The sequence below is a fragment of the Micromonospora sp. AMSO1212t genome, from assembly GCF_008868145.1.
GTDB lineage: Bacteria > Actinomycetota > Actinomycetes > Mycobacteriales > Micromonosporaceae > Micromonospora > Micromonospora tulbaghiae.
Genome location: NZ_WBKS01000114.1, coordinates 1 through 20,202, shown reverse-complemented (window position 1 = coordinate 20,202; position 20,202 = coordinate 1). Strand labels below are relative to the sequence as shown.

The window sequence follows — 20,202 nt, the reverse complement described above, 5'->3', positions numbered from 1 at the left end:
GAGTGCTCGCGCCGGGCGAGCCGGTTCTTGCGGTGGCCGTAGCCGAAGTAGATGACCGCGCCGATCAGCATCCAGGCGAGGAACCGCAGCCAGGTCTCCACCGAGAGGTTCAGGCTCAGGTAGAGGCACGCCACCGCGGTGAGGATCGGCAGCACCGGCGAGAACGGCACCTTGAACGGCCGCTCCAGGTCGGGGCGGCGCTTGCGCAGGATCGGCACCGCGATGGCGACCAGCGTGAACGCGCAGAGCGCGCCGATGCTGACCAGGTCGGCCAGCGCGGACAGCGGCAGGAAGCCGGCGAGCAGCGCCACCGCGACGGTCATGATCCCGGCGATCCGGTACGGGGTGCCCCAGCGGGGGTGCACCTTGGCGATGGCGGGCGGGATGAGCCCGTCCCGGGCGATGGCGAAGCCGATCCGGCCCATTGCCACCAGGTCGACGAGGATCACGCTGGTGAGCCCGGCGACGGCGGCGATGGAGACGAGCACCGCGGCCCAGCCGGCGCCGACCGCCCGGAACGCGGACGCGATCGGCGCACCCTCGTCGATCTCGGTGTACTTGACCATGCCCACCACGACCAGCGAGACGCCGATGTAGAGCACCGTGGAGATGACGAGCGTGCCGAGCAGACCCAGCGGCAGGTCCCGCTTGGGCTTGCGGGTCTCCTCACCCAGGTTCGCCACGGCCTCGAACCCGGTGTACGCGAAGAACACGACGGCGGCGGCGGTGAGCACCCCGACGAAGCCGAAGACGGAGGGCTCCAGCCCGAAGATGGCCTGGGTGACCGGTTGCTTGATGCCGTCGTCCCCGGCCCCGGCCGGCTCGGCGGAAGGGATGAACGGGCTGAGGTTGGCCGCCTTGACGAAGAACAGCCCGGCGATGATGACGAAGGCACAGATCGCCACCTTGACCAGCACCAGCACGTTGGTGACCCGGGCCGACTCGCGGATGCCGACGACGGCGACCACGCCGAGCACCAGCACGATGCCGATCGCGCCGAGGTTGACGACGCTGCCCTCCTCGGCGAACCAGGCGCTGGGCAGGCCGAGCAGGTCGGCGAGGTAGCCGGACCAGCCGCGGGCCACCACCGCCGCGCCGAGCGCGAACTCCAGCAGCAGGTCCCAGCCGATGATCCAGGCGACGATCTCGCCCATCGTCGCGTACGCGTAGGTGTAGGCGCTGCCGGCGGTCGGCACGCTGCTGGCGAGTTCGGCGTAGCAGAGCGCCGCGAGCAGCGCGACGAGGCCGGCGATGCCGAACGAGATCACCACGCCCGGCCCGGCGCTGTTGCGCGCCTCGACGCCGGTGAGCGTGAAGATGCCGGTGCCGATGACGATGCCGATGCCGAAGCCCATCAGGTCGACCGCGCCGAGCCGGCGCCGCAGGCCCGGTTTGCCGTCCTCGCCGTCGGCGTCGCCCTGGGCGAGCACGTCCCCGATCGGCTTGGTACGCAGGACCGACATCTGATCACCTCCCCCGCCGTGCGGCCGCCACGGTGGCGGTCTGTGACCGGGCTAGCTACCCAGCCGTTTTGCGCTCCAATCCCGCACCGCGTGTCTCGGAATCGTCACGATCCGGCCGATCGGACAACGTGGGACATCGATCGGCCGTCAGGGTCTTGCGCCGGGCACGGATTGATGAAAGTTTTCTACCGGAGGCATGGGTAGCGCGGCGAATCTTGCCGTCACGCCCTCGCCGCCGACCGTCCCCCCGGACCCGACGAAGGGACCGCACCGCATGAAGGCAACTCGGCTCGGAGCCGCCGCGCTGGCCGCGGCGCTGCTCGGCACGCTGGTCGCCGGCACGCCGGCGCAGGCCGCCCCCGGCGACACCGGCACCGCCACTTTCCCCTCCACCGACTGCGTCACCGACCCGGCCACCCCCAAGCGCCAGTTCCGGGCCATGTGGATCGCCTCGGTGACGAACATCGACTGGCCCAGCAAGGACTCCTGGACCGCACCGGACCAGGTGGCCAAGCAGAAGGCCGAATACCTGGCCTGGCTCGACCTGGCCCAGAAGCTCAACCACAACGCCGTCGTGGTCCAGGTCCGCCCGACCGCCGACGCGTTCTGGCCCTCGCCGTACGAGCCGTGGTCGGAGTACCTGACCGGCGTACGCGGCAAGAACCCGGGCTGGGACCCGCTGGCCTTCCTGGTCGCCGAGTCGCACAAGCGCAACCTGGAGTTCCACGCCTGGTTCAACCCGTACCGCGTCTCCATGCCCGCGCCCGGCGGCGCCGGCGCCGACCTTTCGCAACTGGCCCCGGACAGCCCGGCCCGCCAGCACCCCGACTGGGTCTTCGCCTACCCGCCCGCCGGCGTCGCCGGCAGCCGGCTCTACTACAACCCCGGCGTGCCCGAGGTCCGCGAGTTCGTCCAGACCGCGATGATGGACGCGGTCAAGCGGTACGACATCGACGGCGTGCACTTCGACGACTACTTCTACCCGTACCCGAGCGGCACCCACCAGGTGCCGGACGACGCCACGTTCGCGGCGTACAACAGGGGTTTCACCGACAAGGCCGACTGGCGGCGGGACAACATCAACCTGCTGATCCAGGAGATGAACGCCAAGATCAAGGCAGTCAAGCCGTATGTGAAGTTCGGCGTCAGCCCGTTCGGCATCTGGCGTAACGCGTCGGCCGACCCGAACGGCTCGGACACCACCGGCTCGCAGTCGTACGACATCATCTCCGCCGACTCCCGCAAGTGGGTCAAGGAGGAGTGGATCGACTACATCGTGCCGCAGCTCTACTGGTACATCGGCCAGTACCCGGCAGCCGACTACGCCCGGCTGGTGCCGTGGTGGGCCGAGCAGGTGCGTGGCACGCGGGTCCAGCTCTACATCGGCCAGGCCGACTACAAGAGCGGTGACCCGGCGTACGGGTCGTTCTGGATGAACCCGCAGGAGCTGTCGAACCACCTGACGCTCAACCGGTCGTACCCGGAGGTGCTCGGCAACGTGCACTTCTCCGCCGTGCAGGTCCGGGCGAACCGGCTCGGCGCCACCGACATCTACGCCGCCGAGCACTACTCCCGCCCGGCGCTGGTGCCCACCATGACGCACCTGCCGCGCAAGCCGCTGCTGTTCCCGGTGGTCACCAAGGCCCAGCGGGAGGCGGACGGGGTACGCCTGAGCTGGCGTCAGCCGGCCGACGGCAAGGGCCCGCTCGGCACCGCCGCGTCCTACGCGATCTACCGGTTCGACGGGCACGGCCTGGCCGGGCGATGCGACTTCGCCGACGCCTCCCACCTGGTCGGCACCGTGCGGGCCACCGACGGCGCCGTGCAGTCGTGGGTGGACAGCACGGCGGCCGACGGCGCCCGGTACACGTACTACGTGACCGCGCTGGACCGGCTGGCTAACGAGAGCCCGGCGAGCCCGCCGCGCTTCGTGCGCTGACCCCCGCCGGATGCCCCCGGGCCGCCTCGCCGGCCCGGGGGCATTCGTCTGTTTGGGCGGATGTCAGCGAGCCGCTCCCCGGAGCATCGCCCCAGGTCACTCGCTTGATCGACACTTGTCGACATCCGGAGATCCCGGCCACCACCCGCGGAGGTTCCCGTGTCCCGTCGCCTCGCCACCACCCTCGCCGCCGGAACACTCGCCCTGCTCACCCTGCTCGGCCTGGCCACACCGGCCGCCGCCGCGGTGAGCACCCAGCAGAAGCTGTCCGTCCTGACCAGCTGGACGCAGACCAGCGCGTCCAGCTACAACGCCTGGAACAGCGCCCGGCAGAACCGGGCGCCCTGGACCGAGTACGGCTTCGACTGGTCCACCGACTACTGCTCGTCCAGCCCGGACAACCCGATCGGGTTCAACTTCAAGCTCTCCTGCTACCGGCACGACTTCGGCTACCGCAACCACAAGGCGATGGGGGTCTTCTCGGCCAGCAAGTCCCGCCTGGACAACGCCTTCTACGCCGACCTGAAGCGGGTCTGCGCCACGTACAACGCGGTGGTGCGGCCCGCCTGCTACAGCCTCGCCTGGACGTACTACCAGGCGGTGAGCGTCTTCGGCTCGGTTGCCGCCGTGTCGCAGGCCGACCTCGACCGCGCCGCCCGGATGAAGGCCGACGCCCAGCGCCGGGCCGCCGCCCGCGCCTGACGCACCGCACGGGGAGTCCGCCGGCCGGCGGGCTCCCCGACGCGCTCAGCCGGCCGTCCTGCGCGGCTCGAACGCCGGCCACGAACCCGGCTTCTGCGCGCCGAACCGGGGCGAGTCGGCGGCGAGGTCCGGGTGCTCGACGTGCAGCGCCAGCGCCGCCACCTCGTCCAGCCGCAGCCCGGACCCGGCGCCGTAGGCGGCGTCGAACGCCTCGTCACCGAGCACCCGGCGCAGCTCCGTCTGCCGGGCCGACCAGTACGGGCCGTATATCCCCGGCGTGGCCCGCAGGTTCGCCCGGGTGGCCTGCGCCGCCCCGAACAGCCGGGCCGCGGAGAGCGCGTCCCCGGCCAGCGCGCAGCGCACCGCTATCGCGTTGATCGTGTCGCAGGCCCGGCCCAGGTAGCCGTGGCTCATCCGGGAGCGCAACGCCACCAGCAGGTGCTCGTGCGCGGCGACCAGATCGCCCCGGGCCAGGGCCACCATCCCGAGCAGCATGTCCACCGACCGGCCGCCCCGCTCGGCCGGGCGGGACGCCTCGACCGGGCGGGCCGCGGCGAGCAGGTCGGCCGCCTCGTCCAGCGCGCCCCGGCGCCAGAGCAGCTCGGCGAGGTTGTAGACGGCCAGCAACGCGTCCCCCACCACGTCCTGCGCGTACGCCCAGTCGATCACCTCACGGCAGACCCGCTCCGCCTCGGCGAACTGCCCCATGTCGACCAGCGGCGCGGCGCGTCCGGCCAGCACCCGGGCCAGCAGCCCCCGGTCGCCGGACTGCCGGGCGGCCGCCTCGGCCCGCTGCGAGTACCTCAGCTCCTCGCCGAACTCGCCGTCCGCACCCGCGTGCAGCGAGTGCATGTGATACGCGGCGGCCAGCTCGGCGTCCGGCATCACCTCGCCGGTCTCGGCGAGCCGGCCGTAGAGCCGGAACAGCCAGAGCCGTCCCTCCCGGGCCAGCCCGCGCTCCCGCCACCACTGGTCCAGGTCACCCGCCAGCGACAGCCCCGACCGGGCACTGCCGCCGGTGGCGCACCAGCGCAACGCGGCCCGCAGTTCGTTCGCGAGCGGGTCGAGCGCGTACAGGGACAGCGTCACCGGGCGGCCGTCCGGTCCCAGGTGGGCCCGGTCCAGCGCGTGCCGGCACCAGGCCACGTGCCGGTCCCGGGCGCTCTGCTCCTCGCCCGCCTCGACCAGCCGCCGGGCCGCGTACGCCCGGATCGGGTCGAGCATCCGGTAGGTGCTGCCGGAGGCATGCGGCTCGGCCAGCACCATCGACTTGTCCACGAGCACCGAGAGTGGGTCGAGCGGGTCCTCGTCGAGCAGCCACTGCACGGTCGGCAGGTCCACCGGACCGGCGAACACCGCCATCCAGCGCAGCAGCCGGGCCGAGCGCGCCCCCAGCGTCCGGTACGACCACGTCACGGTGGCCTGGATGGTCAGGTGCCGCTCGCTCGCCGAACGGTGCACCGCCCGGGTCGCCGGGGTGGGCGGCGCGGCGCCGGTCGCGGCGGCCACCAGGTCCACCGTGTCCTGCTGGTTGCCGCTCCAGCCCGCCTCCACCGGGGGCGGTTCCGCCGTCTCCCGGCCGGCGTCGAGCGTGCCCAGCATGTCGTCCAGCCGCTCGGCCAGTTGCCCGGCCGAGAGCACCCGCAGCCGGGCCGCGGCCAGCTCGATGGCCAGCGGCAGCCCGTCCAGTCGGCGTACCACCCGGTGCAGGTCGGCCTGCTCGGCCGGCTCCGGCGCGCGGCCGCCCCGGGCCACGGCGGTACGGTCCAGCAGCAGCGCCACCGCGTCGCTGCCCCCGCCGTCGGGCCCCTCGTCGACCGACAGCGGCGGGATCCGCCACACCACCTCGCCGGGTACGCCGAACGACTCCCGGCTGGTCGCCAGCACCCGCACACCCCGGCCACCGGCCAGCAACCGGCCGATCACCTCGGCCGACGCGGCGGTCTGGGCGTCGCAGGTGTCCAGCAGCACGAGCATCCGGCGCGGCGCCGCGTACTCGACGAGGGTGTCGACCATCGGCCGGCCCGGCTCCGGGCGGAGGCCGAGCACGGCGGCGATCTCGAACGCCACGAGCCCCGGGTCGGTCACCGCGGCGATGTCGACGAACCAGACGCCGTCCGGGTAGTCCTCGACGATCCCGGAGGCCAGCTCCACCGCCAGCCGGGTCTTGCCGGCGCCGCCCGCGCCGAGCACCGTCACCAGGCGGTACGCCTCGACCAGCCGACCCAGCTCGGCGCGCTCGGCCTGCCGGCCGACGAACGTGGTGACCTGGGTGGGCAGGTTGTGCGCTGTCGCGTCGGCGGTACGCGGACGCGGGAACCGCCGCTCCAGCCCGGGCGCGACGAGCTGGAACAGCCGCTCCCGGTCGTCGAAGCCGCGCAGCCGGTGCAGCCCGAGGTCCAGCAGGGACACCCCGTCCGGCAGCGGCTCGGCGTGCTGGGCGGTGGCAGCCGAGCAGAGCACCTGCCCGCCGTGCGCGGCGGCGGCCACCCGGGCGGCCCGGTGCACCTCGGGGCTGGCGTACTCGCCGTCGCGGGGCTCGGCGTAGCCGGTGTGCAGCCCCATCCGTACCCGCGGGGTGGCATCCGGGTTGGGCCAGTCGTGGCCGGCGAGCGCGCGCTGCGCGGTCAGGCAGGCGCGGACCGCGGCGGCGGCGTCCGGGAACGCGAGGAAGAACGAATCCCCCTCGGTCAGCAGCTCCGCGCCGTCGGTGCCGGCCAGGGTGTCGCGCAGCAGCCGCCGGTGCTCGTGCAGCACCGGGCGATAGACCGGGCCGAGCATCCGGGCCAGCCGCGTCGAGCCCTCGATGTCGGTGAACACGAAGGTCACCCACCCGCTGGGGAGGTGGTGTCCTTGCGACATACGTCGAACCTCCGCCCGGTGACGTCGGGTCCATGCTGCCCTATGGTCGTGCCGTCACGCATCGTGAGAACGGCTGGGCAGATTCCGCCCCAAGGTGCCAAAAGATCACAGCGGCGGCAAGACCCGGATCGACCCGCGGGACGGGCGGCGGAAAGTCAGCAGCCGCAGGAGCCGCCGCAGCAACCACCGCCGCTGGGAATCCCACCGCTCGGAGCGGAGCCGCCCCGGCCGGTGACGGCCACCGTGGACAGCAGTTTCACCGTGTCGGCGTGGCCCTGCGGGCAGGTGGCCGACCGTCCGGCCTCGGCCATCGGGCGGTTGACCTCGAAGGTGTCGCCGCAGGCGCGGCAACGGAACTCGTACCGGGGCATGTCCCACAGCGTACGGCCGGGCCTGACGTCGTCACCCGGATGGGTGATACTCGACGGGTGGTGGACGGCGAACGGCGAGCGACTGCGCGGCCCCTGCGACCCGCCGCGCCGCCCGACGACGGCACCCCGCCCATCCCGCGCCAACGCCGCGAGCGCGACGCCCTCGCCCCGAAGCCGCCCGCCGACCCGGCCCGCGACGCGGGCGCGGCGGACGCCGAGTCCGGCGCGAAGCCGCAGCCCGAGCCAGGCGCGAAGCCGGACGGTGAGTCCGGGGCGAGCGGGCCCCAGCAGACTGACTCCGGAGCGGAGGCGAAGGCCGAGGTGGCGGCCGGCGGCGGGCGGCGTCGGCGGATGCCGTTCGCGCACGCCGTCCGCACGCGCCCGAGACAGCTCGCCGTCGGCGCGACCCGGGCCACCCGTGCCTGGTCCCGGCGGCCCGGCGGGCGCACCACGCTGCCCGCGCTGTTCCTGCTCGCCCTGGTCGCTGCCGCCGCCACGGCCGGTGCGGTGGTCGTGCCGGCGGCGGTCGGCCGGCCGGAGACGGTCGCCGAGGCCACGCCGTCGCAGAGCGTCCCGCAGACCGCCGCGGCGCCCGCCACGCCCCCGTTGCCGGAGCTGACCGGGATGCCCGGCACCGCCGCACCGACCGGCACACCCCTGCCCGGCGCGACCACCGCCCCGGTGCTGCCCGCCGGACGTCCGGCGGACGCGCTCGCCGGCTGGGCGCAGCGGGTAAGCGCGATCACCGGGATCCCCGTGGTGGCGCTCCAGGCGTACGCCTACGCCGAACTGGTGCTCGCCCAGACCAACCGCGCCTGCCAGTTGAGCTGGACCACGCTGGCCGCGATCGGATACGTCGAGTCGCGCCACGGCGCGGCCAACGGCGCCACGCTGCAAGCCGACGGCCGGGCCCTGCCGGAGATCAAGGGACAGCCGCTCGACGGGCAGGGCGGCCGGTCCCGCATCCTCGACACCGACCAGGGAGCGCTCGACGGCGACCGGGTCCACGACCGGGCGCTCGGCCCGATGCAGTTCATCCCGACCACGTGGCAGGAGATCGGCGCGGACGCCGACGGCGACGGCGTGAAGAACCCGCACGACATCGACGACGCGGCGCTGGCCGCCGGGCTCTACCTGTGCAAGGGCGGCCGGAACATGACCATCCCGGGCGACTGGTGGGGCGCCATCCTCTCCTACAACGATGTGCGTCGGTACGCCCAGGCCGTGTTCGACAAGGCCGACGAGTACGGCAGGCTCAGCCGCAACGTGAGGTGACGGCTCGCGTACATTCGCGGACTGAACCCTTCCCCCCGGCTGCCGTTGACGGCAAGCTAGACGGGTGATGGTGCGCGAGTGGGATCCCAGGACCGCGTCGTCCGCCGAGATCGCGTCCCTGCTGGACACGCTGAACGCGGTCCTGGCGGCCGATCTGCCGCAGGATCCGCCATGGCGGGAGAGCTCCATGCGGGAGTATCTGTCCGAGGTGATGCCCGGCGAGCGGCGAATCTCGTGGGTCGCGCAGGACGACGTCGCCCCGGACGGCACGCCCGGTGCGATCCTCGGGCATGTGCACGTGCTGCTGCTCGGCGGCATCGGCGTGCTCGAGGTGCTGGTGCACCCGGCGATCCGGCGCAGCGGCATCGGCCGCGAGCTGGTGCGGGTGGCCGCCCGCCGGGTCTGGGACGAGGGCTTCCAGTCGATCGGCGTGGAGGTGGTCGGCGACACCCCGGCCGTGGCGTTCTACGAGTCGCTGGGCTTCACCCGCGACTACGTGGAGACCCGCAGCGTGCTCGACCTGCGGTCGGTGGACTGGCCGGCGCTCACCGAGATGGCCGCCGAGGTCGGCGCGGGCTACCGCGTGGAGTTCTGGCCGGGTGGCCCGCCGGACGAGCTCATCGAGGCGTACGCGCGGGCCAAGGCCGAGGTGCGCGACTCCGACGACGTGGAGCTGCGGCCCAGCTCCTACGACCCGGAACGGCTGCGCGACAGCCTCGCCACGCTGCACCGGCGCGGCATGAAGCCGTACATCGTGCTGGCGCTGCACGAGCAGACCGGCGAGGTGGCCGGGTTGACCGAGGTGGTGGTGCCGGCGCAGCACCCGACCCGGGCCGACCAGTACGACACGATCGTCGTCCACGAGCACCGCGGCTACGGCATCGACCGGGCCATCAAGGCGCGGATGCTGCTGGAGCTGCGCTCGGCCGAGCCCGAGGTGGCCGAGGTGCAGACCTGGAACGCGCAGGACAACGAGTCGATGCTGAAGGTCAACGCCGAGCTGGGCTACCGCCCCGACCGCGACTGGTGCGAATACGGTGTGGACGTCGCCGAGCTGGTGCACCGGCTGGACAGTCACCGCTGAGCGTTCACCGGCCGGCCATCGAAGGGGCTGGACGGTGCACCCACGAGAGCCTTAACGTTCGTTAGTTCCTGTCCACCCATCGTGGAGGCCCCATGCGCCCGCGCCGCACCCTCGCCGCGCTCGCGACCACCGCCGCCGTCACCCTCACGGCGATCGCTGTCGCACCCACCGCGGCCAGCGCCGCGCCCACCGACCTGTTCATCTCGGAGTACGTCGAGGGGTCGTCCAACAACAAGGCCGTCGAGCTGTACAACGGCACCGGCGCCCCGATCGACCTGGCCGCCGGCGGCTACCAGCTCCAGCTCTTCTTCAACGGCGCCACCACCTCGACGAACGTCACCCTGACCGGCACCGTAGCGGCCGGTGACGTTTTCGTCTTCGCCGCCGCGGCGGCCGCGCCGGCGATCCTCGCCCAGGCCGACCAGATGTACTCCGGCTCGCTGTTCAACGGCGACGACGCGATCGTGCTGCGCAAGGGCGACGCGGTGGTCGACTCCCTGGGCCAGGTCGGCGTCGACCCGGGCAGCGAGTGGGGCAGCGGCCTCACCAGCACGGCGGACAACACGCTGCGCCGGCTGCCCTCGGTGACCGCGGGCGACACCGACCCGGCGGACGCGTTCGACCCGGCCGCGCAGTGGGCCGGCTTCGCCACCGACACGTTCGACGGGCTGGGCAGCCACACCGTCGGCGGAGGCGGGCCGGTCGACCAGCCGCCCACCCTGGCCTGTGGCGGGGCGCTGACGCTGTCGGCGGGCGCCACGGCCACCCGCGAGGTCACCGCGACCGACGCCGACGACACGGTCACCGACCTGGCGGTCACCTCGGTCGTGCCGGTGCCGGCGAGCGGCTCGATCAGCCGTACCGCATTCACCCCGGCGGCCGGGAACGGTGGCACCGCCACCGCGACGGTCACCGCCACCGGCCTGCCGGCCGGCAGCTACGCGGTCACCGTGACCTCCACCGACGCGGAGGGCGGCACCGCCACCTGCACGCTCACCGTGCAGGCCACCAGCGTGCTGTCGATCGGCGAGGTGCAGGGCCGCACCGCTGACGACGAGGACGGCCGCACCGACCGGTCGCCGCTCGCGCCGGCCAGCGGCAACGGCACCAGCTCCACGCTCTACGACGTGCGCGGCGTCATCACCGGCAAGTCGCTGACCCGGAGTTCGGCGGGCGCCGACCAGTGGGGCTTCTACCTCCAGAGCCGGCTCGGCACCGAGGACGGCGACCTGCTGACCTCCGACGGACTGTTCGTCTTCATGGGCTCGTTCACCACGCTGATCGGCGGGTACGCCCCGACCGTCGGCGACGAGGTCGTGCTGCGCGGCCGGGTCTCCGAGTACTTCAACCAGACCCAGCTCTCCGGCGCCTCGCTGGTCCGCCAGCTGGACTCCGGCCTCGACGTGGACACCGCGGTCCGGGTCGACGACGCGGTCCCGCCGGCCGAGGCGGCCGCCGCCGACCTGTTCTGGGAGCGGCACGAGGGCGAGCGGATGCGGGTACGCGCCGGCAGTGGCGTCTCGGCGCCCCGGCACATCTACTCCTCCACCGCCGACTCCGAGATCTACGTGCTGGACCGCGCGGACCCGGTGATGAAGCGGTCCGACCCGTACGCCCGGCGGGTGTTCCGGGACGCGCACCCGCTCGACGACATTCCCGGCACGCTGTTCGACAACGGCAACAACCAGCGCATCCTGCTGGGTGCCGGCGGTGTGAAGGCGACCGCTGGTGACTCGCGGGCGCTGCTGCCCGAGGCGCGCACGTTCGACACGCTCACCGAGGACGCCTACGGCTCCGTCTCGTACGCGTTCAGCAAGTACAGCGTGCAGCCCGAGCAGCTCACCCTGACCGGTGGCGCGGACCCGGCCGCGAACCACCCGCCGCAGCCGGCCGACCGCGGCAGCGAGGTCGCGATCGCCACGTACAACGTGGAGAACCTGTACGACTACCGGGACGACCCGTTCGACGGCTGCGACTTCGCCGGCAACACCGGCTGCCCCGGTGTCAGCCCGCCGTTCGACTACGTGCCGGCGAGTCCCGAGGCGTACGCCGCCAAGCTCGCAGTGCAGGCCCGGCAGATCGTCCAGTCGCTGCACAGCCCGGATCTGATCCTGGTGCAGGAGGCCGAGGACCAGGACATCTGCTCGGTGGTAGACGGCGCTCTGGCCTGCGGCGACACCAACAACGCCGACGGCGCGCCGGACACCGTGCAGGAGCTGGCGCTCGCGATCGCGGCGAACGGCGGTCCGGCATACGCCGCCGCGTACGACCGGACCGGCGCGGACGCCCGGGGCATCGCCTCGGCGTTCCTCTACCGGACCGACCGGCTCAGCCTCGCCGAGGCGACCGCCGCGGACCCGCTGCTGGGCTCCGCCCCGACCGTCCAGTACCGCTCGGCGGCGCTGCCGTCCAACACCGACGTGCAGAACCCCAAGGCGTTCAACGCGGTGCTGCCGGCCGACGTGGACCGGTCGACCGGCGTGGACGGCAGCAACGTCTACACCCGCGCGGCGCAGGTGGCCCGGTTCACCGTGAAGGCCGGTCCCGGGTCGAGCGAGCGGTTCACGCTCTGGGCGGTCGCCAACCACTTCTCGTCCGGACCGGACAGCCGGGTCGGGCAGCGCCGCGAGCAGGCCGCGTACGGGGCGGCGATCGTCCAGGCGGTCGAGGCGAGCGACCCGAACGCCCGCGTGGTCTACGGCGGCGACCTGAACGTCTTCCCCCGCCCGGACGACCCGATCGCCACCGCCCAGAACCCGACCCCGTCGGACCAGCTCGCCCCGCTGTACGAGGCCGGGCTGCACAACCTCTGGGACGACCTGGTGGCGGACGCGCCCGCGTCGGCGTACTCGTACACCTTCAGCGGGCAGGCGCAGACGCTGGACAACCTCTTCGTCAACGACCCGATGCACGACGATCTGGTGCAGGTGCGGACGGCGCACATCAACGCCGACTACCCGACCGACGCGCCGGAGCTGGGCGACCGGGGCGCCAGTGACCACGATCCGCAGGTGGCCCGGTTCCGCTCCCGCGCCTCGCTGCGGGTCGCGGACACCTCGGTCACCGAGGGCGACAAGGGCACCAGCGCGATGACGTTCACGGTCACCGTGTCCCGCCCGCTCTCCGAGCCGGCCCTGATCTGCGCGACCACGTACGGCACCACAGCTCAGGCCGGGTCGGACTACGACCCGTACGTCGGCTGCCGGGTGCTGGCCGCGGGCCGGACCTCGCTGACGTTCCCGGTCACCGTGCGCGGTGACCGCAAGCGCGAGGCGGACGAGAAGCTCACGCTGTACGTAGCAGGGGTTCCGGGCCTGCGGCTCGCCGACCCGTCCGGTACCGGGACGATCCTGAACGACGACTGAGCGGCGTTCCGCGCGGCGGCCCGTCGATTCGCTCATGGGCGGATCGGCGGGCCGCCGCGGTATCCGCACCGCTGTGGATCGGGTGGGGGCGGCACGCTCCGGTACTTGGCCACCCGCACCTCCCACTGGCTGCGGCGGCGTAGCCAGTCCCGGACCTCCCGATTGCGGTAGAAGGTTTCCGGCGGGCGGGCCAACCCGTACCGGTCGGCCCACCACTCCCCCGGCTCCGGGTCGGTGACGATGTCGAGGTGGGACGGGTACCGCCGCTCCGCGCCGTCCCGCAGGTCGGCCCGGTCCCGCATCGGCTTGAGCAGCCGACCGGCCTCGTCGACGACCACGAGCCGGAAGCCGGCCGTGCCGACGATGCGGGACAGCATGGTCAGGCTCGGCGTCAGGCTGCCCGCCTCGATCCGCCCGATCGTGCTCGGATGCACCCGGGCGAACCGGGCCAGCTCACGCTGGCTGGCGTCGGCCCTGCGACGCACCGCCCGGACGATCCCCGGTGCCGGGAACGGCACGTCGAACGGCTCGGTGAGCAACGCCTGCCCGCCGTCTGCCGCCGTCGCGGCGGTGGCCCCGGGTGCGGCGCCAGTGGTGGTGGCGGTAGCGGGAGTGGCCTCCGGCACGGTGTCGGCGATGTCTGTCACGCCGCCCACGGTCCCGTCTCCCGCACCGGCCCGGCAACCCCGCGCCACGGCCTGTGGAAAACCCGGGATGCGGCGTCCGCCCTCCGCGGGTGCCAGCCGCTGGCACACACAGAGGGTAACGTTCACACAGCGTTAAGCGCCTCGCTGACGACAGCAGCTCAACGCGATGGACAAAGGTGAATTAAACAGACAGAGAGCCCTGGATCGTCGCGACGGCGAGAGCTACCTCGGCGGACTTTGCTCTGCAGCCATCAAGGCAGCGTGCACGTTCCGTGATAGTCGCGCCCGAGGCTGCAGAGCAAAGTCGGCGGGAGGTGAAGTACGCCGCACCTCGAAAGGTTGCGCAGAGTGACCGACGTGGCTGTGGACAACGCACTGTCGGCCATGCGAGCCGGGGCGAGCCCGCCGCAGTCGTGCCGGCAGCCGAACGGCGCCGGCCAACGATGGTCAGTAGCGCTCGCGCAGCAGCTGGGCGGCCTCGACGGCCCAGTAGGTGAGGATGATCTGGGCGCCGGCCCGGCGGATCGAGGTGAGCGTCTCCAGCATCACGCGCTCCCGATCGATCCAGCCGTTCGCGGCGGCGGCCTCGACCATCGCGTACTCGCCGGAGACCTGGTAGGCGGCGACCGGGACGTTCACCGCGGCCCGGACCGCCGACACCACGTCGAGGTAGGGCAGGGCCGGCTTGACCATGACCATGTCGGCGCCCTCGGCCACGTCCAGCTCGACCTCGCGCAGCGACTCGCGCAGGTTCGCCGGGTCCTGCTGGTAGGTGCGCCGGTCCCCCTCCAGCGCCGACTCCACCGCGTCGCGGAACGGGCCGTAGAAGGCGGAGGCGTACTTCACCGCGTACGCGAGCACCGAGACGTCCTGGTGCCCGGCGGCGTCGAGCGCCTTGCGGACCACGCCGACCTGGCCGTCCATCATCCCGGACGGCCCGACCACGTGGACCCCGGCGGCGGCCTGGGCCACCGCCATGTCGGCGTACGCGGCGAGCGTGGCGTCGTTGTCGACCCCGCCGTCCGGGGTGAGCAGGCCGCAGTGCCCGTGCGAGGTGAACTCGTCCAGGCACAGGTCGCTCATCACCACAGTCGAGTCGCCGACCTCGGCGATCACGTCCCGGATGGCCGTGTTGAGCACGCCGGCCGGGTCGACGCCACCGGAGCCGGTCTCGTCCCGCGTCGCCGGCACCCCGAACAGCATGATCCCGCCGACCCCGGCCTGGACCGCCTCCGCGGCGGCCTTGCGCAGCGAGTCCCGGGAGTGCTGGAGCACCCCCGGGAGCGACGCGATGGCCCGCGGCTCGGTCAGCCCTTCCTTGACGAACATCGGCACGACCAGCTCGGCCGGGTCGACGCGGGTCTCGGAGACCAGCCGCCGCACGGCCGCGTTGCGGCGCAGCCGGCGGGGCCGGATCTCGGGGTACGGCATGAGGGGCCTCCTGTCAGCGGAACCGCAGGGCGGTCGGGCCCTGCACCTTGGAGCCCCGGCGCTGCTTCGCCGGCATGGCGGCGAGCTTCTCCCGCAGCTCGACGGCGTAGGCGGCGAGCGCCTCCACCAGGTCCGGCACCGACGCATGCGGCGGCTGCACGTCGACGCGCAGGCCGAACTCGGTGGCGGTCTCCGCCGTCTTGGGCCCGATCACTGCAACAACGGTCCGCGCGTGCGGCTTCCCGGCGATACCCACGAGGTTCCGCACCGTGGACGACGAGGTGAACAGCACCGCGTCGAACCCGCCCGACTTGATCGCGTCGCGGATCTCGGCGGGCGGCGGCGCCGCCCGGACGGTCCGGTACGCGGTCACGTCGTCGACCTCCCAGCCCCGCTCGGTCAGGCCGGCGGCCAGGGTCTCGGTGGCGATGTCGGCGCGCGGCAGCAGCACCCGGCCGACCGGGTCGAGGATCTCGTCGTGCGGCGAGAACTCGGCCAGCAGACCCTCGGAGGACTGCTCCCCGGAGGGGATCAGCTCGGGCTGGATGCCGAAGGCGCGGACCGCCTCGGCGGTGGCGTCACCGATGCAGGCGATCTTCACGCCGCCGAAGTGGCGGGCGTCGAGGCCGTGCTCGGCGAACTTCTCCCAGACCGCCCGGACCGCGTTCACCGAGGTGAAGATGACCCAGGCGTACCGGCCGTCGACCAGGCCCTTGACCGCCCGCTCCATCTGCGCCGGAGTGCGCGGCGGCTCGACCGCGATGGTCGGCACCTCGCACGGGATGGCCCCGTACGCGCGCAGCCGCGCGCTCATCACGCCGGCCTGCTCCTTGGTGCGGGGGACCAGCACCTTCCAGCCGTACAGCGGGCGGTTCTCCCACCAGCTCAGCTTGTCGCGGTCGGTGACGGCCGCGCCGACGGTGAGCACCACCCGGCCGGTGAAGCCGAGCGCCGCCGCGACGAAGGAGTCCACGCTCGACGTGGTGGTGTACTGCGTCTCGCCGGTGCCGTCGCCGGTCACCCCGACCGCTGTGGTGCCGTCGACCCCGGCGGCCAGCAGGCCGTCCCGGACGGCGGCCAGGTCACCGGCGTCCACGGCGAGCGCCAGCGAACCCCGGCCGACGGCCGTGGCGAGCGCCTCGAAGTCCAGCGCGGTGACGTCCTCGACGTCGGCGGCGGTGCGTACGCCCGGCAGCGGGACACCCGCGTAGGTGGCGACGCCCTCGGCCTGGCCGACGCCCGGCACCACCTCGAAGTGCGCGGCGGTACGCGCGACCGCCTGCACCTCCTTGACCACCGAGTCGTGGCCGAACGGGTCACCGGCGACCAGGTGCACGGCGTTCTGCCCGGCGCGGGCCGCGGAGATCAGCACCTTCGCCACGTCCCCCGGTACGCCCTCGGCGGGGCTGAACTCGGCGTCGGGCCGGGCCTGGGCGCGGACGTGCGCCAGGAGCGACTCGGGTACGCCCCGGTCGTAGACCACCTGGTCGGCGTCGACCAGGGCGTCCAGCGCCCGGCGGGTCAGCAGGCCCGGGTCGCCGGGACCGGCCCCGACGAATGCGATCTGGCCTACGGGCTTACGGGTGCGGGTCATTCTGTGCTCCCAAGTTGCTGGGTCCCCGGGCCGGCCTGTGCGTCCTGGCCGAGGATCGAGTCGGCGCCGAGTTCGAGGAGTTCGGCGGCGAGTGCCTTGCCGATCTCCGCCGCGTCGGCGGGCGTTCCGGTGCGGGACAGCCGGAGGTCACGCGAACCGTCCGGGCTGATCACCGCACCGCGCAGGTAGATCTCCTGATTGACGTCGCCCTCGTCGGTGGGCTCGCCTTCCGCGAGGACGGCGTACGCGGCCACGGGTGCGCTGCACCCTGCCTCCAGGGTGGCCAGCAGCGCCCGCTCCGCGGTGATCGCGGCACGGGACGGTTCGTGGTCGAGCAGCGCGAGCAGCTCGATCACGTCCTGGTCGTCGGCCCGGCACTCGACGGCCAACGCACCCTGAGCGGGCGCGGGCAGCATGAGCATCGGGTCGAGCGTCTCGGTGATGACGTCGGCGCGGCCGATCCGGTTGAGCCCGGCGCGGGCCAGCACGACGGCGTCGAGGTCGGCGTCCGGGCCGAGCACCCGGGCCACCCGGGTGTCGATGTTGCCCCGGATCGGGGCGACCTCCAACTGCATGCCCAGCGCGTGCAACTGGGCGATCCGGCGCAGCGCGCCGGTGCCGACGCGGGCGCCGGGCGGCAGCTCGGCGAGCGTACGGCCGTTCGTGGCCACGAGCGCGTCGCGCGGATCCTGCCGCGGCGGTACGGCCGCGACGTGCAGGCCGGGCGCCGCCGCGGTGGGCAGGTCCTTGTACGAGTGGACGGCGAAGTCGATCTCGCCGGCGGTCAGCGCGTCGCGCAGCGCGGAGACGAACACACCGACGCCGAGCCGCTGCACCGGGGCGGTGGACCTGTCGCCGGCGGTCACCACCTCGACCAGCTCGACCGGTCGGCCGGTGGCCGCGGTGAGGGCCTCGGCGACGTGGCCGGACTGGGCCATCGCCAGGGCGCTGCCCCGGGTACCGAGGCGAAGGGGGGCGGTCATCGCGCACCTCCGGTGGGCGGGACGTCGGCGGCGTCGAACGACGACCGGCCGTCGGAGTCGGTGGCGACCACGTCGGGAACGGTGTCGACCGGGGACGTCTGCGGGACGTCGAGGTCGAACAGTTCGCGCAGCAGCGCCGCGTACTGGTCGCCGCCGGGCTCGGCGGCGAGCTGGCGGACCCGTACGGTCGGCTGGTGCAGCAGCCGCTGCACGACCCGGTGCACGGTGCGGGCGACCTCGGCGCGCTGGTCGTCGCTGAGGTCGGGCCGGCGCTGGCCGAGGCGGCGCAGCTCGGCGCTGACGACGTCCTCGGCCCGGCCGCGCAGCGCGGCCACCGTCGGCGCGACGTCGGCGCCGCGCAGCCAGCTCAGGAACGCCTCGACCTCGCCGGTCACGATCCGGGCCACCTCGGCGGCGTCGGCCGCGGCCGGTCCGTCGGCGAGGACGGCGGCCATCCGGTCGATGTCGATCACCTCGACGCCGGGCAGCTCGGCGACGCCGGGCTCGACGTCGCGCGGGACGGCCAGGTCGAGCAGGACCAGCGGGCCGCGGTCGGCGTCCCGGCGGGCCAGCGCCCGGGTCACCACGTCGCGGGTGAGCACCGGCTCGGTGGCGGCGGTGGCGGCGACCACGACGTCGACAGCGGCGAGTGCGGTGATCAGCTCGGCCATCGGCACGGCGGACGCGCCGTACGACTCGGCGAGCCGGACGGCACGGGCGGCGCCCCGGTTGGTCACGGTGAGCGGGCCGGCGCCCAGCCGGGACAGCGTGGCCACGCCCAGCGAGCCCATCGCGCCCGCACCGACCACCATCGCCGGCCGGCCGGCCAGGTCGCCGTCGAGCAGTTCGGCGGCGAGGTCGAGGGCGGCGGTGACGACGCTCTGCCCGGCCCGGTCGATGTTGGTCTCGGCGTGCGCCCGCTTGCCGACCCGCAGCGCCTGCTGCATCAGCTCGTGCAGCAGCCGCCCGGCGGAGTCGGCGCCACCGGCGGAGTGGTACGCGTCGCGGAGCTGGCCGAGGATCTGCGCCTCGCCCACCACCATCGAGTCGAGCCCCGCGGCCACCCGGAAGACGTGGTCCACGGCGGCGGCGTCGTAGTGCACGTAGAGGTGCGGGGCGAGCGCCGCCGGCTGGCAGCCGGCCTGGTCGGCCAGGACCGCGCAGATGTCACCGAGTCCGCCGTGGAACCCGGACACGGCGGCGTAGACCTCCACCCGGTTGCAGGTGGAGACCAGGACGGCCTCGGCGACGTACGGCTGGGCGATCAGGCGGTCCAGCGTGCGGGTGAGGTCGGCGGGCGGGACGGCCAGCTGTTCCAGGGTGGCGACCGGGGCGGTGCGGTAGGACGCGCCGACGACGAGCAGTTTCACGTGCCGATCGCCTCCTGGGTGTCGGTTGCCGCGAGCCCGCCGGGCAGGGCGGTGAGGGCGGACCCGCCGGCGGCGGGGAGCGCGGTCAGCGATGCCTTGCGGTGCTCGTGGAAGGACAGGATCTGCAGCTCGATGGCGAGGTCGACCTTGCGCAGGTCGACCCCGTCCGGAACCGAGAGTACGCACGGCGCGAAGTTGAGGATGCTCGTCACGCCGACGGCGACCAACTGGTCGGCGACCGCCTGGGCCGCCGGGGCGGGGGTGGCGATGACGCCGATCGAGATCGACTCCTCGGCGACGATCTGGGGCAGCTCGTCGACGTGCCGTACGACCAGGCCGTTGATCTCTTCGCCGACGCGGGACCGGTCGGCGTCGAGCAGCGCGGCGATGCGGAACCCGCGGTTGGCGAAGCCGTCGTAGCCGGCCAGGGCGTGACCGAGATTACCCACGCCGACGAGCGCGACGGTCCGGCACTGGGTGAGCCCGAGCACCGAGGAGATCTGGTCGACCAGCAGCGCGACGTCGTAGCCGACGCCCCGGGTGCCGTACGAGCCGAGGTGGGACAGGTCCTTGCGGAGCTTCGCGGAGTTGACGCCGGCGGCGTTGGCGAGGGCCTCGCTGGACACCGTCTCGTGCCCGGCGTCGGCGAGCACGTGCAGCGCACGCAGGTATTCCGGGAGCCGCGACACGGTCGCCTCGGGCAGGTCCGGAAGCGCCGGTACGGCACCGGTGCGACCGGGCGCGCCTGGTTGACGGTGCTGGCTCATGAGACTCCGTGCGGTGCGATCCTCGACCAGCGACGGAGGCCGGTCGTTTGGGGACTCCCGCTGGCGACCGAGATTGCCGGCTGTGCTAGCAGGGCGCGTCGGAACTACAGAGTAGGTGTTTGTGAAGGGGTGCACAAATCGCGATCTTGAAAGCTCGCGACGCGCCTTCACCTGCCCCTCCATTCCCGCAAGATCGATCAACCGCGTCTCTCGGCGGCGCCTGGCGATTATTGCTCAATCCAGACTTCCCTGACCAATCGCGCGGGGGCCGTAGCGCTCCGTGACCGGCGCGGCGAGGCGAGTCTCACGTTTTCAGTAGGGAGAACCCCACCCCCGAAAGGCCAGCGTG

The 20,202-nt window shown here is 73.3% G+C and carries 13 protein-coding genes and 1 pseudogene; 5 read left to right on the top strand and 9 right to left on the bottom strand.

Annotation, left to right across the window (positions count from 1 at the left end):
• On the bottom strand, window positions 1-1,463 hold a 1,463-nt coding region (locus F8279_RS23420), incomplete at its 3' end, for an amino acid permease (RefSeq protein ID WP_151501077.1).
• 274 nt (window positions 1,464-1,737) lie between these two features.
• Here F8279_RS23420 and F8279_RS23415 point away from each other — a divergent pair.
• A complete protein-coding gene (locus tag F8279_RS23415; RefSeq protein WP_151501076.1) occupies window positions 1,738-3,402 on the top strand; it encodes a glycoside hydrolase family 10 protein in 1,665 nt (554 codons plus the stop codon).
• A 159-nt stretch (window positions 3,403-3,561) separates the two neighbouring features.
• Window positions 3,562-4,104, top strand: coding sequence for a phospholipase (locus tag F8279_RS23410; protein WP_151501075.1), 543 nt, complete (start codon window positions 3,562-3,564; stop codon window positions 4,102-4,104).
• A gap of 102 nt (window positions 4,105-4,206) precedes the next feature.
• Here F8279_RS23410 and F8279_RS23405 read toward each other — a convergent pair.
• Together F8279_RS23405 and F8279_RS23400 are read right to left on the bottom strand one after the other, a co-directional pair.
• A pseudogene (locus F8279_RS23405) lies at window positions 4,207-6,966 on the bottom strand (adenylate/guanylate cyclase domain-containing protein); the annotation flags it as partial.
• A gap of 155 nt (window positions 6,967-7,121) precedes the next feature.
• Entirely contained in the window at window positions 7,122-7,337 is a 216-nt protein-coding gene (locus tag F8279_RS23400) for a zinc ribbon domain-containing protein (protein ID WP_151501073.1), read from the bottom strand.
• Between the two features lie 39 nt (window positions 7,338-7,376).
• Here F8279_RS23400 and F8279_RS23395 point away from each other — a divergent pair, with 39 nt between their 5' ends.
• The 3 genes from F8279_RS23395 (at window position 7,377) to F8279_RS23385 (ending at window position 13,061) form a co-directional block, all read left to right on the top strand.
• Window positions 7,377-8,612, top strand: coding sequence for a lytic murein transglycosylase (locus F8279_RS23395; protein ID WP_151501072.1), 1,236 nt, complete (start codon window positions 7,377-7,379; stop codon window positions 8,610-8,612).
• Window positions 8,613-8,679: 67 nt separating this feature from the next.
• Window positions 8,680-9,696: a GNAT family N-acetyltransferase gene (locus F8279_RS23390; RefSeq protein WP_091426643.1), complete on the top strand. Its 1,017-nt coding sequence runs from the start codon at window positions 8,680-8,682 to the stop codon at window positions 9,694-9,696.
• 92 nt (window positions 9,697-9,788) lie between these two features.
• Window positions 9,789-13,061 carry a lamin tail domain-containing protein gene (locus F8279_RS23385; protein WP_151501071.1) on the top strand — a complete coding sequence of 1,091 codons (3,273 nt, stop codon included), beginning with the start codon at window positions 9,789-9,791 and terminating at the stop codon, window positions 13,059-13,061.
• A 32-nt stretch (window positions 13,062-13,093) separates the two neighbouring features.
• Here the strand turns inward: F8279_RS23385 and F8279_RS23380 are convergent, their stop codons facing one another.
• From F8279_RS23380 to F8279_RS23355, 6 genes are all read right to left on the bottom strand, one after another.
• Entirely contained in the window at window positions 13,094-13,708 is a 615-nt protein-coding gene (locus tag F8279_RS23380; protein WP_225853384.1) for a helix-turn-helix transcriptional regulator, read from the bottom strand.
• A 447-nt stretch (window positions 13,709-14,155) separates the two neighbouring features.
• Entirely contained in the window at window positions 14,156-15,139 is a 984-nt protein-coding gene (gene hemB, locus F8279_RS23375) for a porphobilinogen synthase (RefSeq protein ID WP_091426649.1), read from the bottom strand.
• Window positions 15,140-15,152: 13 nt separating this feature from the next.
• Window positions 15,153-16,733 carry a uroporphyrinogen-III synthase gene (locus tag F8279_RS23370; RefSeq protein ID WP_091426652.1) on the bottom strand — a complete coding sequence of 527 codons (1,581 nt, stop codon included), beginning with the start codon at window positions 16,731-16,733 and terminating at the stop codon, window positions 15,153-15,155.
• Window positions 16,730-17,716: a hydroxymethylbilane synthase gene (hemC, locus tag F8279_RS23365; RefSeq protein ID WP_091426655.1), complete on the bottom strand. Its 987-nt coding sequence runs from the start codon at window positions 17,714-17,716 to the stop codon at window positions 16,730-16,732. The genes F8279_RS23370 and hemC overlap by 4 nt, the downstream gene beginning before the upstream one ends.
• Window positions 17,713-19,086 (bottom strand): glutamyl-tRNA reductase, encoded by a 1,374-nt coding sequence (locus F8279_RS23360; protein WP_151501069.1) that lies wholly within the window; start codon window positions 19,084-19,086, stop codon window positions 17,713-17,715. Before F8279_RS23360 ends, hemC begins: the two co-directional genes overlap by 4 nt.
• Window positions 19,083-19,853 carry a redox-sensing transcriptional repressor Rex gene (locus F8279_RS23355; protein ID WP_151501068.1) on the bottom strand — a complete coding sequence of 257 codons (771 nt, stop codon included), beginning with the start codon at window positions 19,851-19,853 and terminating at the stop codon, window positions 19,083-19,085. The genes F8279_RS23360 and F8279_RS23355 overlap by 4 nt, the downstream gene beginning before the upstream one ends.
• Window positions 19,854-20,202 lie beyond the last annotated feature (349 nt).